This window comes from Aeromonas salmonicida, from assembly GCF_028355655.1.
GTDB classification, from domain to species: domain Bacteria; phylum Pseudomonadota; class Gammaproteobacteria; order Enterobacterales; family Aeromonadaceae; genus Aeromonas; species Aeromonas salmonicida.
In genome coordinates this window covers 4,089,466-4,103,779 of record NZ_CP110645.1, presented here as the reverse complement: position 1 = coordinate 4,103,779, position 14,314 = coordinate 4,089,466, and the positions used below count along the sequence as shown (strand labels likewise).

Annotated in this window: 16 protein-coding genes; 7 read left to right on the top strand and 9 right to left on the bottom strand. The window is 61.9% G+C overall.

What is annotated here, in order from left to right:
• Positions 1-221: 221 nt before the first annotated feature.
• The 6 genes from glnE to ONZ54_RS19010 all read right to left on the bottom strand — a co-directional run bounded on the left by glnE (position 222) and on the right by ONZ54_RS19010 (position 7,293).
• Positions 222-3,104, bottom strand: coding sequence for a bifunctional [glutamate--ammonia ligase]-adenylyl-L-tyrosine phosphorylase/[glutamate--ammonia-ligase] adenylyltransferase (gene glnE, locus ONZ54_RS19035; RefSeq protein WP_271786915.1), 2,883 nt, complete (start codon positions 3,102-3,104; stop codon positions 222-224).
• A gap of 231 nt (positions 3,105-3,335) precedes the next feature.
• A complete protein-coding gene (locus ONZ54_RS19030) occupies positions 3,336-3,782 on the bottom strand; it encodes a GNAT family N-acetyltransferase (RefSeq protein ID WP_271786914.1) in 447 nt (148 codons plus the stop codon).
• A gap of 71 nt (positions 3,783-3,853) precedes the next feature.
• Complete coding sequence (gene chrA, locus ONZ54_RS19025; protein WP_271786913.1) at positions 3,854-5,008, bottom strand: chromate efflux transporter; 1,155 nt, start codon at positions 5,006-5,008, stop codon at positions 3,854-3,856.
• A gap of 99 nt (positions 5,009-5,107) precedes the next feature.
• Positions 5,108-5,551: a nucleotide triphosphate diphosphatase NUDT15 gene (locus ONZ54_RS19020; RefSeq protein ID WP_017411818.1), complete on the bottom strand. Its 444-nt coding sequence runs from the start codon at positions 5,549-5,551 to the stop codon at positions 5,108-5,110.
• A gap of 294 nt (positions 5,552-5,845) precedes the next feature.
• Positions 5,846-6,850: an NADP-dependent oxidoreductase gene (locus ONZ54_RS19015; RefSeq protein ID WP_271786912.1), complete on the bottom strand. Its 1,005-nt coding sequence runs from the start codon at positions 6,848-6,850 to the stop codon at positions 5,846-5,848.
• Positions 6,847-7,293: an organic hydroperoxide resistance protein gene (locus tag ONZ54_RS19010; RefSeq protein ID WP_170946570.1), complete on the bottom strand. Its 447-nt coding sequence runs from the start codon at positions 7,291-7,293 to the stop codon at positions 6,847-6,849. The genes ONZ54_RS19015 and ONZ54_RS19010 overlap by 4 nt, the downstream gene beginning before the upstream one ends.
• A gap of 143 nt (positions 7,294-7,436) precedes the next feature.
• Here ONZ54_RS19010 and ONZ54_RS19005 point away from each other — a divergent pair, with 143 nt between their 5' ends.
• The 3 genes from ONZ54_RS19005 to ONZ54_RS18995 all read left to right on the top strand — a co-directional run bounded on the left by ONZ54_RS19005 (position 7,437) and on the right by ONZ54_RS18995 (position 8,588).
• On the top strand, positions 7,437-7,862 hold the full coding sequence (locus tag ONZ54_RS19005) for a MarR family winged helix-turn-helix transcriptional regulator (protein ID WP_271786911.1): 426 nt from the start codon (positions 7,437-7,439) through the stop codon (positions 7,860-7,862).
• Positions 7,863-7,897: 35 nt separating this feature from the next.
• Positions 7,898-8,125 (top strand): hypothetical protein, encoded by a 228-nt coding sequence (locus ONZ54_RS19000; protein ID WP_021139485.1) that lies wholly within the window; start codon positions 7,898-7,900, stop codon positions 8,123-8,125.
• A gap of 145 nt (positions 8,126-8,270) precedes the next feature.
• Entirely contained in the window at positions 8,271-8,588 is a 318-nt protein-coding gene (locus ONZ54_RS18995; protein ID WP_005318663.1) for a hypothetical protein, read from the top strand.
• Between the two features lie 167 nt (positions 8,589-8,755).
• Here the strand turns inward: ONZ54_RS18995 and ONZ54_RS18990 are convergent, their stop codons facing one another.
• Positions 8,756-9,232, bottom strand: a complete 477-nt coding sequence (locus tag ONZ54_RS18990; protein WP_005318665.1) for an Lrp/AsnC family transcriptional regulator — start codon at positions 9,230-9,232, stop codon at positions 8,756-8,758.
• 117 nt (positions 9,233-9,349) lie between these two features.
• On the opposite strand from ONZ54_RS18990, the gene ONZ54_RS18985 reads away from it, so the two are divergent.
• Positions 9,350-9,568: a hypothetical protein gene (locus ONZ54_RS18985; protein ID WP_271786910.1), complete on the top strand. Its 219-nt coding sequence runs from the start codon at positions 9,350-9,352 to the stop codon at positions 9,566-9,568.
• Here ONZ54_RS18985 and ONZ54_RS18980 read toward each other — a convergent pair.
• Positions 9,541-10,164 carry a helix-turn-helix transcriptional regulator gene (locus ONZ54_RS18980; protein WP_271786909.1) on the bottom strand — a complete coding sequence of 208 codons (624 nt, stop codon included), beginning with the start codon at positions 10,162-10,164 and terminating at the stop codon, positions 9,541-9,543. The two genes, ONZ54_RS18985 and ONZ54_RS18980, sit on opposite strands and share 28 nt — an antisense overlap.
• Positions 10,165-10,347: 183 nt before the next feature.
• Here ONZ54_RS18980 and ONZ54_RS18975 point away from each other — a divergent pair, with 183 nt between their 5' ends.
• Together ONZ54_RS18975 and ONZ54_RS18970 are read left to right on the top strand one after the other, a co-directional pair.
• Positions 10,348-11,586 (top strand): MFS transporter, encoded by a 1,239-nt coding sequence (locus ONZ54_RS18975; RefSeq protein ID WP_271786908.1) that lies wholly within the window; start codon positions 10,348-10,350, stop codon positions 11,584-11,586.
• A gap of 140 nt (positions 11,587-11,726) precedes the next feature.
• Complete coding sequence (locus ONZ54_RS18970) at positions 11,727-12,563, top strand: Cof-type HAD-IIB family hydrolase (RefSeq protein ID WP_271786907.1); 837 nt, start codon at positions 11,727-11,729, stop codon at positions 12,561-12,563.
• Between the two features lie 140 nt (positions 12,564-12,703).
• On the opposite strand, the gene ONZ54_RS18965 is transcribed toward ONZ54_RS18970, so the two are convergent.
• Positions 12,704-13,267: a DUF2799 domain-containing protein gene (locus tag ONZ54_RS18965; RefSeq protein ID WP_005318675.1), complete on the bottom strand. Its 564-nt coding sequence runs from the start codon at positions 13,265-13,267 to the stop codon at positions 12,704-12,706.
• 205 nt (positions 13,268-13,472) lie between these two features.
• On the opposite strand from ONZ54_RS18965, the gene ONZ54_RS18960 reads away from it, so the two are divergent.
• Complete coding sequence (locus ONZ54_RS18960; RefSeq protein ID WP_005318677.1) at positions 13,473-14,312, top strand: isopenicillin N synthase family dioxygenase; 840 nt, start codon at positions 13,473-13,475, stop codon at positions 14,310-14,312.
• The last annotated feature ends 2 nt before the right edge of the window (positions 14,313-14,314 follow it).

Here is a 14,314-nt window from a genome sequence, read left to right as displayed (position 1 = left end):
GCAATAGCCTCCAGAATATGCCTGAGAGGCAGGTATAGTCTCTCAGGGACGGAATCATGATTCCGTCTATTGGCCTGTGCGCGCTTCTGAAGAGATACCGCTTATGCTGCCGACTTTTATCGAGCTGGCCGCAGGGCGACAGGGCCAGATGCCACCGACCATCCCGGAAAGTACAAGGGGCGCTGAAGCGCCCCTTTTCATTGCTCCGGCCAAGCCTTGCGTCACTCCCCCAACAGCAGTTGCCAGACCGCCAGCACATGGCCTCGTTCGGTCAGCAACTGGTCGTCACCCACCTTGCGGGAGATCTCCGAGAGATTGAGGCGATGGCCTAGGTTGCGGATCTCCAGATAGGCGTGTTTCAGCCCTTCCGCCTGCTCCAGGGTGAGCACTCCCGCCATCACGCACTCATCGAAGATACGCACGTTATCGGACCAGCGGGTCAGGGCCTCGGGTTCTCCGTTGGCGTGAGCCAGCACCAGATACTGGGCGATGAACTCGATATCCACCATGCCGCCGGGGGATTGCTTGAGATCGAACTCCCCCTCGCCGGCCTTGAGCAGGTGATCCCGCATCTTGTGGCGCATGTCGCGCACTTCTTTTGCGAGGATGGCGAGGTCTCGCTCCTTGGCCAGCACGGCGCGGCGGATCCTCCCAAACTCGGCGATGACGGTCTCATCGCCGTAGATGGGGCGGGCCCGCACCAGCGCCTGATGCTCCCAGGTCCAGGCCTCGCTGCGCTGATACTGCTCATAGGCGGTCAGCGACGAGACCAGCAGACCCGAATCGCCAGAGGGGCGCAGTCGCATGTCGATGTCATAGAGGATGCCTGACGGAGTGCGGGTGCTGAACAGGTGCAGGATCCGCTGGGCCAGGCGCAGGTAGAACTGGCGGCTGTCGATGGGTTTGCGGCCGTCGGTATAGCTGTTGGGATCGCCGCCGTGCAGGAACACCAGATCGAGATCCGAGCCGTAGCCGAGCTCGATACCGCCAAGCTTGCCATAGGCCACCACGGCGAAACCGCGTTGGCCGGTCACAGTCACTTCGGGCGGAACCCCGTAGCGTTCGCTCATCTGGGTCCAGGCCTGATTGACCACCTCTTCGGTGATTGCCTCCGCCAGCCAGGTGAGGTGGTCGCTCACCTTCATCAGCGGCAGGGCGCCGGCGATGTCGGCTGCCACTATGCGCAAGAGCTGCACCTGCTTGAACTGGCGCAATGCCTCCATCTGCTGCTCGACGTCCTCTTCGGGGATGCGCAGCAGGAACTGGCGCAGCTGGGGCTTGTACTGATCCAGCGGGGTCGGGTGGTAGAGGTGCTGGGGATCCAGCAGCTCATCCAGCAGTATGGGGTAGCGGGCCAGCTGCTCGCTCACCAGATGGCTGGCATCGCACAGCCGCACCAGTTGGCGCAGGGCGGCGGGGTTCTCCGCCAGCAGCTGCAGATAGGCGCTGCGGGTGAAGATGCGGGTCAGCAGCTCGCACACTCGCTCAAACAGGCGGGCAGGCTCACGGCTTGCCACCACCAGTCGCAGCAACTCAGGCATCAGCCAGTCCAGGGCGATGCGCCCCTGCGGGCCCACCTGGCGGCGCTTGTACTCCTCCTTGAAGCGCAGCAGGGCGGTGCAGAGCGGAACCGGATCCTGGACGCCCTGAGCGACGAGCAATGTCTCCAGCTCGGCAGCATCGAGCTCGGTGCGCCAGAGATCGAGCCAGAGTTGTTCCAGATGGGCGGGGGCCTCTTTCTCTTCCCCCACCACGGCGGCGAACTCCTGATGGACGGCGGCCATCTCCTCATCGAGATGGGCCATAAAGGCGCCCCAGTCCGTAAAACCCAGGGCGGTGAGCAGCCGCAACCGATCCCGCTCCTCGGTGGGCAGGGTCTGGGTCTGCTGATCGCCTATCTCCTGCAGTATGTTCTCGACCCGGCGCAGGAAGCGATAGGCCGCCAGCAAGCGGTCGCAATGCTCTGCCTCGAGGGCGCCGCACTGGGCGATGGCGGCCAGCGCCTCGGGCAGGTGGCGCACCCGCAGCGCAGGCTCGCGACCGCCGCGAATAAGCTGCAGCGCCTGGGCGATAAACTCCACCTCGCGAATGCCGCCAGCCCCCAGCTTGATGTTGCCCTCCAGCCCTTTGCGGCGCACCTCGGCGGCGATCATCGCCTTCATCTGGCGCAGGCCGTCGATGACGCCAAAGTCGATGTAGCGGCGAAACACGAAGGGGCGCAGCATTTCGGCCAGCGCGACCCCGTGCTCGCACTGGGGGCCCAGCACCCGTGCCTTGACCATGGCGTAGCGCTCCCAGTTGCGGCCGTGGTGCTGGTAATAATCCTCCATGGCGGCAAAGGAGATGGCGAGCGGGCCCGCATCGCCGAAGGGGCGCAGCCGCATGTCGACCCGAAATACCTGACCATCCTGGGTGGGCTGGTGGAGGGCATTGATCAGCCGCTGCCCCAGCTTGATGAAGAAGGGCTGGTTGGCGAGTTCGCGCCGTCCGCCGACCGTGTAGCCGTTCTCGGGGAAGGTGAAGATAAGATCGATATCCGAGGAAAAATTCAGCTCACCGCCGCCGAGCTTGCCCATGCCGAGGATCAGCAGCGGCTGCGGGTTGCCATCCCCGTCCATGGGGGTGCCCAGCTCGTTGCACTGCCTCTCATAGAGCCAGTCGCGAGCGGAGCAAATCAGGGCATCCGCCAGTTTGGTGAGATGGATAAAGCTCTCTTCCACCGCCGCGTGGCCCAGCAGTTCGCGCCAGGCGATCACCAGCATGCGGCTGCGGCGGAACTGGCGCAGAATGCGCTTGAGCGCCTCTTCATCATCCACCTCGGCGAGCAGGGCGGTCAGATCGCGCTGGTAGGCGTGCCAGCGTTCGGGCCGCTCGAGATCCCCCGAGGCGAGGATCTGCGTCACCAGTTCGGGCTGCTTGATGAGCGAATCGGAGACAAAATCGGAGAGGCCAAGCAGGGTCAGCAGGGTCTGGCGAATCGCATCGGGCAAGGCGCCATAATCGGGCGCCAGCTCGATCAGCCGTTGCCACTGGCGCTCGGCCTGATCCTGCAGCAAGGGCGGAAGAGAGGAGGGGAGGGAGAGAGAAGCAAAATGCTGGGCCACGGTTGCCGTCCTTGTGGTTAACGGGTCTGCAGAGTGAATGAAAATCCTGGCAGCCAATCTAGCACTGTCGCGCGGCTCGTCACAGTACGACAGAGGTCAATTAGACCAGGGGGTTCAGTGACCTGCCCCAAGGACAATCAAGTCGCGGATACCCTCATCAGGCACTGTCACGCCCCTGCGTCACAGCGCAGGGGCGTGCTGCATGGCCACGAGCCGCCTGCGTGACAGAACTCAAGGGCGCAGATAAATCTCGGGATCGTACTTTTCCATCAGGCTGGCCGGTTTGCGCGGCGGCTCGAAGCCAAAACCGGCATAGAGGCCTTGGGCATCCGAGGTCGCCAGACTGAGGCGCCGCAGTCCCTGCAATTGCGGGTGAGCCAGAATGGCCGCCACCAGCGCCTTGCTGTGGCCCCGGCCGCGATGAGCGGGCAGCACGAATACATCCGCCAGATAGCCGAAGGTGGCCCTGTCCGTGATGACCCGGGCGAAGGCCACCTGCTGGCCTGCCACGTAGCCACCGAAACAGAGGGAGTGGTTAATGGCTCTCTGTACCGTTGCCTGTGGAATGCCGAGGCACCAGTAGGCCTCCTCGGACAAAAATCGGTGGATCAGCGGCACGTCTAGCCGCCCCTTGTCGTCGCTTATCTCCAGTTGGGAGTGATCTTGTGGGTGCTGCATCCTGGCTCCTTGCCGTCACATGAATAAGAAAGGCCCCTGACGGGGCCTTCCAGTTTACTCAAATCGCGGCATCAGGCCAGCAGCATGGCGGCGACCACCAGCAGTCCCGCAAGGGCCAGAATGGGCAGCTTCAAGACGCGCAACAGATAGAAGCCGATGGCGGCGAGTGCGAGATCGCTCGGGGCCTGCACGGCGCCCAGCCATACCGGCTGGTAGAGGGCGGCCAGCAGCAGCCCCACCACGGCGGCGTTGATCCCTGTCACTGCACCTGCCAGCCGGGGGCGGGCCAGCCAGCTCTGCCAGCTTGGTCCCAGGGCCCACAGCAGCAGAAAGCCCGGCAGGAACAGCGCCAGGGTTGCCAGCAGGGCGCCAAGCAGTGGTGTCGTTGGCAGCAACTGGGCACCAAGGTAGCTTGCCAGCGTGAACATGGGGCCGGGCACCAGCTGGGCCAGACTGTAGCCGGTCAGGAACTGTTGTTGAGTGAGGGTATGGCCCACGCTCTCTTGCAACAGGGGCAGCACCACGTGGCCGCCACCGAATACCAGGCTGCCCGCCTGATAGAAATCGGCGACAAGGCGGCTGACGGAGCCGTGAGCCAGCAGTGGCAGGCCGATAAACAGCAGCGCAAACAGGATCAAGGCAGGCCAGTGGGGCGGGTGGGCGACAGGGGGTTGAGGCTGCGATGAGATCGGCGTTGCCGGTTGCTGCGCACTGAACCGGGCACAGAGCAGGGCGGCGCCGAGCAAGAGGCCTAGCTGGGTCAAGAGCCCAGGTTGCCACCAGAGTACTGCGGCGGTGGCCACCATGACGCCTTGTTGCAACTGTGTCTTGCAGAACTGGCGGCTCATGGTGAACACCGCATCCGCCACCACCACCAGTGCCAACAGCTTGAGGCCGTGCAGGGCGGCTTCCAGCCATACATTGGCAGTCAGCTGTCCCAGACCGATGGCGGCGGCCAGCAACAGCAGGAACGAGGGCAGGGTAAAGCCGACAAAGGCGGCCAGGGCCCCCGCCAGGCCGGCCCTGTGGCGCCCGATGGCAAAGCCGAGCTGGCTGGAAGCGGGGCCCGGCAGCAATTGGCACAGGGCCAGCAGCTGGGCAAACTCGGCCTGACTCAGCCAGCCCAGCCGCTCGACGAAGGTGCGCTGGAAATAGCCGATATGGGCGGCGGGCCCACCGAAGCTGACACAGCCCAGCCATAGAAATTGAATGAATACCTGCCCCATGTCGTCACTCCCTTGTTGTCCTTGTCGAGCCGGTTGGGATGATATGACAAAGCGGTGACTTTTTTATGACAAATCAGGGGGGCTGAGGGCAGGCAATGGTCACTCTGTCGGCTGGCCTGGTTGTGGCAGATAGCAACGACCGGCAAGCCAGCAGGCTATCGATTGGCGACTGGCGTCGAAGTGAGGCTCTGGCAGGTTGCGGGGATCGCACCATATCCAGCCCTCGCATTTTTCCGGCTCCAGCAGTTGCGGCTCGCCTTCCACCCGGGCCAGCAGGGTGACGGAGATGTAGTGCAACCCGCTCTCGCGCCAGGTCTCCAGGTTGTTGGTGACGGCGATGACGCTGGGCGCCGTGATGACAAAGCCGGTCTCCTCCGCCACTTCCCGGATCGCCGCTGACTCGAAGCTCTCCCCCAGTTCCAGATGGCCGCCTGCGATGGACCAGTAGGGAGCATGGCTGCCCTTGCGCTTGCCAAGCAGCACCTGGCCCTGACTGTTGGTCAGGATAACGCCGACACCGACGCGGGGGTAGAGAGTAGACATATACAAGGCTCCTTGCGTGATTAGGTGGGACAAACGGGTTGGTCAAGATAACACTGTCATCGACCACCGACGTGGGGGTAGAGAGTGGACATATGCGAGGCTCCTTACTGTGGTTATGTGGGACAAACGGGTAGGTCAAGATAACACTGTCATCGACCACCGACGCGGGGGTAGAGAGCGGACATATGCGAGGCTCCTTGTCGAAACGGGATTGCACCATAAAAACGGGCCCACCTTAGGTCGGTTGGGCCCGTCATGCAAGTTGCTGGCTGTGTGATGGTCCAGTCCGGTGACTTAGTCCAGCTTGACCAGCATCTTGCCGGTATTGCGTCCTTCGAACAGACCGATGAAGGCCTGCGGCATGCTGACCAGCCCCTGATAGATGGTCTCCTCGGCTTGCAGTGCACCGGCCTCGAATGCCGGGATCACCTCGGCCAGAAACTCGCCGTAGTGCTGCCAGTGATCAGACACGATAAGCCCCTGCATGGTGAGGCGTTTGCGGATCACCTGAGAGAGGTTGCGCGGGCCGCTCGCCTCGCCCTTGCTGTTGTACTGCTCAATGAGGCCACACAGCACTATGCGACCGTGTACCGCCATGTTGTTGAGAGCTGCATCCAGCATGGCGCCGCCCACGTTCTCGAAGTAGACGTTGATGCCTTCCGGGGCGAGTCGCGTCAGCTCGGCATCGAGATCCGGGGTTTCACGGTAGTTGATCACCTCGTCAGCCCCCAGCGTCTTGAGGTAGGCGACCTTGTCGGCCGAGCCGGTGGAACCGATCACTCTGGCCCCCGCCCGCTTGGCGAGTTGCACCACCATGGATCCGACCGCGCCGGAGGCCGCCGACACCAGCACGGTTTCGCCGGCTTGCAGCTTGGCGATGCGGTTGAGCCCGACCCAGGCGGTCATGCCCGGCATGCCGAGGGCTCCCAAGAATAACTGGGCTGGCAGTGTTGTGTCGGGCAGGCGAGTCAGCTGATCGGCCTTGGCGACCAGGCTATCGCGCCAGCCCAGCATGCTGCTCACCCGATCACCAACAGCAAAGTCGGGATGGCGCGAGTCCTGCACAGTACCGATGGCACCGCCATCAAGCGCACTGTGCAGGGCAAAGGGCGGTACATAGCTCTTGGCCTCTGTCATGCGACCGCGCATGTAGGGGTCCACTGACAGCCATTGGTTGGCGACCAGCACTTCCCCTTCCTGTAACTCGGGCAGCGCGACCTCGGCCTGGATGAAATCGTCCTGACTGGGCATACCGACCGGGCGGCGCAGCAGCTGGATTTGATGACTGAGCAGACTCATTGTTTTTCCTCCAGTTCGATATCGTTTAGCCGCAGGCGGGTGACGACATTGCCCCGCATGGCATTTGAGAAGGGGCAGGTCTGGTGGGCCAGCCGCACTAGCTGCTCGGCCTGTGCCGTCTGTTCAGGCTGCGCTGCGGCGAGCGCCACGTCCAGCGTGATGGCGAAGTTGAAGCGGCCATCGGCCAGTGCCAGCAACTCGACGCTGGCCGTGACCGGCGCGCTGGTGATGGGCGCGCCGAGTTTCTGGGCCACGTGGATCAGGGCGTTGGAGAAACAGGCGGCGTAGCCAGCGGCCAGCAGTTGCTCCGGATTGTTGCCCTTGCCGTTGCCGCCGAGGGCGGTTGGCAGGGCCAGTGCCAGTTGCAGGCTGTTGTCCAGGGTGTGAACTTCGCCGTTGCGGCCCGCCTGGGCGATGGCCTGTGTGCGATAGAGTGTCTTCATGTCGGGTGCTCTGATTTGTCTTGTGTGCAAAGTAAAATCAGACTAGTCCTGAACGCGAAGGTTGGCAACTGTTTTGTGTGCAAATCATTTTTCCCTCCACCTTGCTGGGGTATACTGGCCCCACTTGCCAACGAGGTGCCCCCATGAGTGAATTGAAAAAGCAGGTCTGTTTTGCCCTCTACAGCGCCTCCAATGCCGTGATGCGCGCCTATCGGCCGCTGCTGGACAAATTGGACCTGACCTATACCCAGTATCTGGTGATGTTGTCGCTGTGGGCGCGGGATGAGGTCAGCCTCAAGGAGATTGGTCAGGAGACTGGGCTGGATGCAGGCACTCTGACCCCCATCGTCAAGCGGCTGGAGAGCAAGGGTTGGCTGACCCGCACCGTCTCCAGCGAGGACGAGCGGCAAAAATGCATCTGCCTGACCGAAGCGGGGCGCCAGCTGCAACGGGAGGTCAAAGCGTGTTGCCTGGCAGACAACTTGCGCAATCAGGTGGATCTGGCCGATGCTGAACTGGCCCAGCTCAAGCAGCTCTGCGATCGCATTTCGGCGCAGCTGGCGCGCTGAGTTCGGCCGACCCATACAGCTTGAGGATCCACCCCATGAAAATCCTGTTGCCCCTGTTTGCCCTGTTGCTGACCGCCTGCAGCACAGGTTCTCGCTCTCCTTCGATGGCGATCGATGATGCCGATGCCTGGCAGGCCATCTGCAAGGATGGCACCCGGGTACGTGCCGTGATCGAAGAGGGGATCTGCGCAGATCATAGAGGCGTTGCCATGTGGACGAATAAGCCAAGAGCGGCCCGGATGGCAGAGGAAGCCGCCAAATAGTGTGATCTCGGCGCCATAAAATGACACAGCCGGCCCATTGGCCGGTTTTTTTCGCGATCTCGCCTGCACTTTGCCACCTTGTTCATGGTGTGCTCACGCTTCTCTTCCCATACTGGCTCCACAGTTCCAAAAGAGGAGAGACAAGATGCAAACATCTTTGGTCGGGCTCTCCATTCTGTGGGGGCTAGCCAGTTTTGGTGTTCAGGGGGATTTCATCGAGAGCCGTGATTCCGTTGCGCCTTCCTGGCAAGCCGAGTCCAGAGTGGAGATGGAAGGTTATCTGATAGAGTCGCTGGGGGAAGATCGCTGGCTGTTCGACAATGGCAGCGAGAGTCTGCTGGTCTCCCTGCCCGAGGGGCAGTGGATACCGACCGGTGAGCGATTGCGGGTGAGCGGTGAGCCCCAGCAGGAGCAGGCTGGTTGGCTGCTGCAGGTGCAGGATGTCAGCCAGGTCGCGGTCTGATCAGACCCGGTCTCAGGGCACTGGGTCGCGACATGAGCGAGCGCCAATAGATAGCAATCAATAAAGAGAGGAGGCCCTGGGGCCTCCTCTCTTCGTCAGGGGTCTCTCATGCTCCAATCCGCCTCACCTCGCGTGTCGAGGTGGACACATGCCAGCATGCTGATCCCTTACCCCAGATGGTTCAGTGGCAGTGCCGTCTTGTGCTTGATGCGGCGCAGCACGAAGCTGGAACGGACACCGGTCACGCCCGGTATGTGGGTCAGCTTGTCCAGCAGGAAGTGCTGGTAGTGCTCCATGTCCCGCACCACTACCTTGAGCTGATAGTCGGCATCGTTGCCCGTGATGAGGTCGCACTCCAGCACTTCGGGCAGCTCCTTGATTGCCTTGTCGAAGTTCTCGAACCGTTCCGGCGTGTGTCTGTCCATGGAGATATGGATATAAGCGGTGAGGGTGAGCCCCAGCTGGCGGGCGTTGAGCAGGGTGACGTGGGTATCGATGAGACCGGCATCCTCCAGCGCCTTGACCCGGCGGGAGCAGGGGGAGGGGGAGAGCCCGACCAGCTCGGCCAGCTCCAGGTTGCTGATGCGGCCATTCTCCTGCATCAGCTCCAGAATATGCCTGTCTATGCGATCAAGTTTCAGCATTCTCCGTTCCTCGTTGCAATTATTAATTCACTTTTCCTAGATTAAGGGTGAACTATTGCAAAAACAACTGAAAATACATGCTACTTCGCAACCACTCACCGCACCGGGAGGGATACTATGGTTGCATCTTCCGGTGGCAAGACAGATACCCAACCCGGTCTCTGTGGTGAAGGACCTTACCGGGTCACACACCCCATCAGCCGTCCGACCTTATCGGGAAACGACGGGCTGGAACGAGAGCACCTCCTCCCCGAAGGCAACAAAGCAGGCATCCCGGCGCCTGCTTTGTTGTTTCTGGCATTCGGCGATCACGAGGTCGGCGGCGTGATGCGGTAGAGGCAGCGGTGATCCCCGTCCAGCAGGTATTGTTCCCGCTCCACCCTGGCCGGTGCCAGCAACTGGCGAAACATCTCCAGCTCGCTGCGACAAAAGCCCCGACAGGCCCGCGCTGCGGCGCAGATGGGGCAGTGGCTCTCCCATAGCAACCAGCTGCCGTCCTCCTCCTGGCGCATATCTGCCATATAGCCCTCTCGCGTGCGCTGCTCTTTCAACGTGGCCAGCCTGTCTGCCAGCGCAGGCTGGGTCAGCTGTGCCTGATAACGGCCCAGCTGTTGCTGCTCACGCTGCTGGATCAGTCGCTCCATGCCCACCTCGCCAAACAGCTGCTGGATATTGTCGATAAGCTGCAAGGTCAGTTCGCTGTGGGTATCGGGGAAGCGCTGCCAGGCCTGTTCGGTCAGATGCCACAGGCGCACGGGGCGGCCACGGCCGCGCGCTTCATCGCTAAAACCCACCCAGCCGTCGGATTCCAGCGCGATCAGATGCTGGCGGGCGCCCATGGAAGTCATCTGCAACTGCTCCCCCAGCGCGGCTGCGCTCTGGGGGCCGTGACTCTTGAGCAGAAACAGTATCTTGTCGGTGCTGGCGTTCATTCGATGGCTCTCGTTATCGACAGGTGCGCCAAGGATCCAGGGTATCGGAGGAGGATCTTGTCAGTACGGATGTTCATGGGGTCATTATGGATAGCGGCGGTTTTTAAATCAACAATTCACTTTACTTAATAATACGCCTTGCTCAGTATAAATAAACCAATAACTTTATTTAATGAGGCTGACATGGAAGGGATCAAGGGGCAGGCGACCCTCTGGGTATTGGTGATGACGGTGATACTGGCTATAGCGGGCTTCAGCCTGCCCTCGCCCGTGCTGGCGCCACTGATGCTGGATCCGGCGCAGGGCATGTTGACGCCACAGGCATCTGACTGGAGTCGCAAGGTGTGGCTGGGGGTCATCATGGGGCTCTATCCGCTGTTTCAACTGGTGGGATCCCCCAGGCTGGGCAGACTCTCGGACCGCCACGGCCGCAAACCGATCCTGATGCTCTGTCTGATCGGCGTACTGGCAGGGTATGCCCTGATGGCGTTGGGGATCGTCTGGCGATCCTTGCCACTGTTGTTGCTGAGTCGGGTGGTGGAGGGATTCTTCAATGGCAACATAGCCATCGTGCAGGCCATGGCGGCTGACATGAGCACCACCAAGACCAAGACCCGCAACTTCGCCTGGATCAACATCGGCATGAACCTGGGCTGGGTAGTAGGGCCTATGATAGGGGGCTATGCGGCCGTGGTATCGGGGGATTACAGTCTGGCCGCCTGGCTGGCGGTGGCCATGACCCTGGTCAATCTGCTGCTGGTATGGTGGCTGGTGCCCTATCACTCACCCGTGATAGCCATCCGGCAGGCGCCTACCCTCTCCAGCCGCCAGTTGCTGTTGCAACCGGCTCTGCTGCCCTACTTCGTACTGACCCTGCTCAGCTACGGCGCGGTGCAGCTCTATTTCACCTATTTCAACGTCTGGCTGGTGGAGCGGCTGGCCTGGGATCCGGCACAGTTGGCGCAGGCCTCGGTACTGGTGAGCCTTCCGATGATGGCGGGCTCCTGGTTAGGTGCTAGGTTTGCTCACCACTGGCGCGGTAGCTCTCTCGGGATCGTCGGTCATCTGTTGATGGCGGCGGGCATGTTGCTCTTTATCCTGCCCAGCCACTGGTGGGGATTGACGCTCACCTTCATTCCAGCAGGCATCGGCATGAGCCTGGGGGTGCTGGCCATTTCAGTGGCCATCTCCAATCGCAGCCATGCCGAGCAGCAGGGGCAGGCGATGGGGCTCTACCGTGGGCTGAATGTGGTCGGCTCAATCCTGGCGGTCGTAGTGGGCAGTCTGGCATTGCTGGCGGGCATCGAGTGGCCCTTCTATCTGGCTGCCCTCTCAGGTGTGATCTGTGCCATCGGTTTCTATGGTTTGCGCAAACGGGCCGATCGACGCCAGCGTCTGGCGAGCTGTGCCGAGCCGGGTTGAGGAGCCGTGGACGGGAGGGACTTGCCGTGTGCCCCGGTCAGATCACAGATTGGGGGCCCGGTCCCTGACAGGGCTTGCATCGGGGCGCCGGCTCTGGGACGGTAAGGCTCTTTGCTGATTTGTTTGAGGCTGGAGGAGCTATGAGTGAGTACAAGGCCATCGCGCTGGATATGGATGGTACCCTGCTGACCCGGGATCACAAGATCTCGTCCGCGACCCGAGCGGCGCTGGCCCAGGCGCGGGCCCACGGCATCAAGGTGTTGCTGGTGACGGGCCGCCACTTCATGACGGCGCGCCCCTTCCATCACGAGCTGGCCCTCGATACCCCCATCATCTGCAGCAACGGTGCCTACCTCTATGATCCGGCGCAGGAGAGGATCCTGGCGGGGGACCCGCTGGCGGTAGCCCCGCTGGCGGTAGCCCCGCTCACCGAGCTGTTGGCTCAGGTCGAGGCGCAGCAGATGGGGGCCCTGTTCCACCTTAGCGAAGGGATCGGCTATATCGGCTGCGAGGATCACATCACCCGGATGCGCCACTGGTCGGCAAACCAGCCGGATCATCTCAAGATCTCCCTGCTGCCTGCGGACGATCTGGCGAGCTGGCTGAAAAATCCGATCTGGAAGCTGGAGCTGTTCAACCAGGATCCTGCCCTGCTGCATCAGTTCATGGGGGAGGTGGTCGAGGCCATGCCCTTTACCCGTGACTGGGCGGCGCCATATGCGGTGGAGCTGGTGCAACCGGGGTGCAGCAAGGGCAACCGGCTGGCCCTGTGGGCCGAGAGCGAGGGGATAGCGATGGAAAACGTGGTGGCGTTTGGTGACAACAACAACGACATCAGCATGTTCGAGCAGGTAGGGCTGGCGGTTGCCATGGGCAATGCCGCCGCCCATGTGCAGGCCCATGCCGACCTTGTGACCGCCGATCACAACGAAGACGGGATCGCGCTGGCGCTGCAGCGCTGGGTGCTGCCCTCGTAAGGATCCGTGGCCAGAGGAAAGGGGCCATCCAGGCTGGGAAATAGCCCGGGTGGCCTTTTCTTTTTGCATCCATGCCCGAAAGAGAAGGGGATCGCCCAGGCCGGGAGGAGGTGTCTGCTGTACTCGGTGCAGCCCGAGTCTTAATTGCCGAAAGAGAACTGGATCACCCGATCAGGGAAGCGGATCCGGTTGTAGTCTCGGCGCAGTCCCTCGTAATGACGGATGGCCCGCTCGCGCTGGGCACGGTAGTAGTCGCGCTGCTTGCTGTCGTTCTCGTTGCGGATCTGGCGCTCCAGCTGTTCGATATCCCGTTCTGTCTGCTGCAAGTCGCTCTTGATCTCGCTGAGCTGCTTCTCCAGCAGGTACTCCTTGCGACCGCGATCGTACTGGGTGAGGAAGCTGGCATCGTTGGGACAGACCCCCAGATACTCATGACCTGACTTGGCCTTGCTGTAGGCCAGTTCAGGAATGCAGTAGAGCTCCAGCCCCTTGGCATAGCCCCGTTTCCACTCTGCTTCATCCACCTTGAGGCCGTACTCGCCACAGGTCGATACATAGTCACGGGTCGCCTGACGGGTCTTGCCCTGCTCCCCATCCTGATAGCCCAGGTTGTACCAGCTCATGGCACGGCACTCCTCTTCCGACAGCGAGCTGCAACCGGCGAGCAGAAAAGGCAGGGTCAGCAACAGGATCTTGGGGGACATAAACGGGCTCCAGCGTGGATGATGGAGGCATTCTAGTGAGGATGCCGGGTCAGAACAAGGGAGGATCTCGGGTCTTGGCTGGCGCCGTTTTTTGACGTTTTTGTCACTATTCGCGACCGGCCGGGGCGGGAGGGGCGGCTCACTTTCCTTGTGGTCATGGGCGAGGTAAACTGCGCCATCTTTTAACTGGCGCGTAACAAAAATAATGAAAGTCCTGACCGTCGATTACCGCTCGCCCGATGCGGCGCAGCGCTTCACCGAATCCCTGCGTACCACGGGCTTCGGGGTATTGACCCACCACCCCATCCCGAAAGAGCTGGTGCAGTCCATCTATGACAACTGGTATCGCTTCTTCATGAGCGAACAGAAGCAGGATTTCCTGTTCAACCGCGAGACCCAGGACGGCTACTTCCCGCCGTCTGTGTCCGAGGTGGCCAAGGGGCACAGCCAGAAGGACATCAAGGAGTACTTCCACCTCTATCCCTGGGGCCAGATGCCGGAAGCGCTCAGGGAGCAGGCGATGGAGTACTATCGCCTCGCCAACGATCTGGCCGCCGAGCTGCTGGGCTGGGTGGAGCAATACACCCCGAGCGACATCGCCGCTCACTACAGCTGCCCGCTCTCTTCCATGATTGAAGAGAGCCAGAAGACACTGCTGCGGGTGTTGCACTATCCGCCGTTTGACGGCACCGAAGCGCCGGGTGCTATTCGCGCCGCCGCCCATGAAGACATCAACCTGCTGACTATACTGCCCGCCGCCAACGAGCCGGGCCTGCAGGTGAAGGGAGCCGACGGGGAGTGGATGGACGTGCCGTGCGATTTTGGCACCCTGATCATCAACATCGGCGACATGCTGCAGGAGGCCTCTCGCGGCTACTACCCCTCCACCACCCACCGCGTCATCAATCCGACCGGCGGCAGCGCCGCTAAGTCCCGCATCTCCCTGCCGCTGTTCCTTCACCCGCGGCCGGATGTGGTGCTCTCCGAGCGTCATACCGCCCACAGCTACCTGATGGAGCGACTGCGGGAACTGGGGGTTATCTAGGC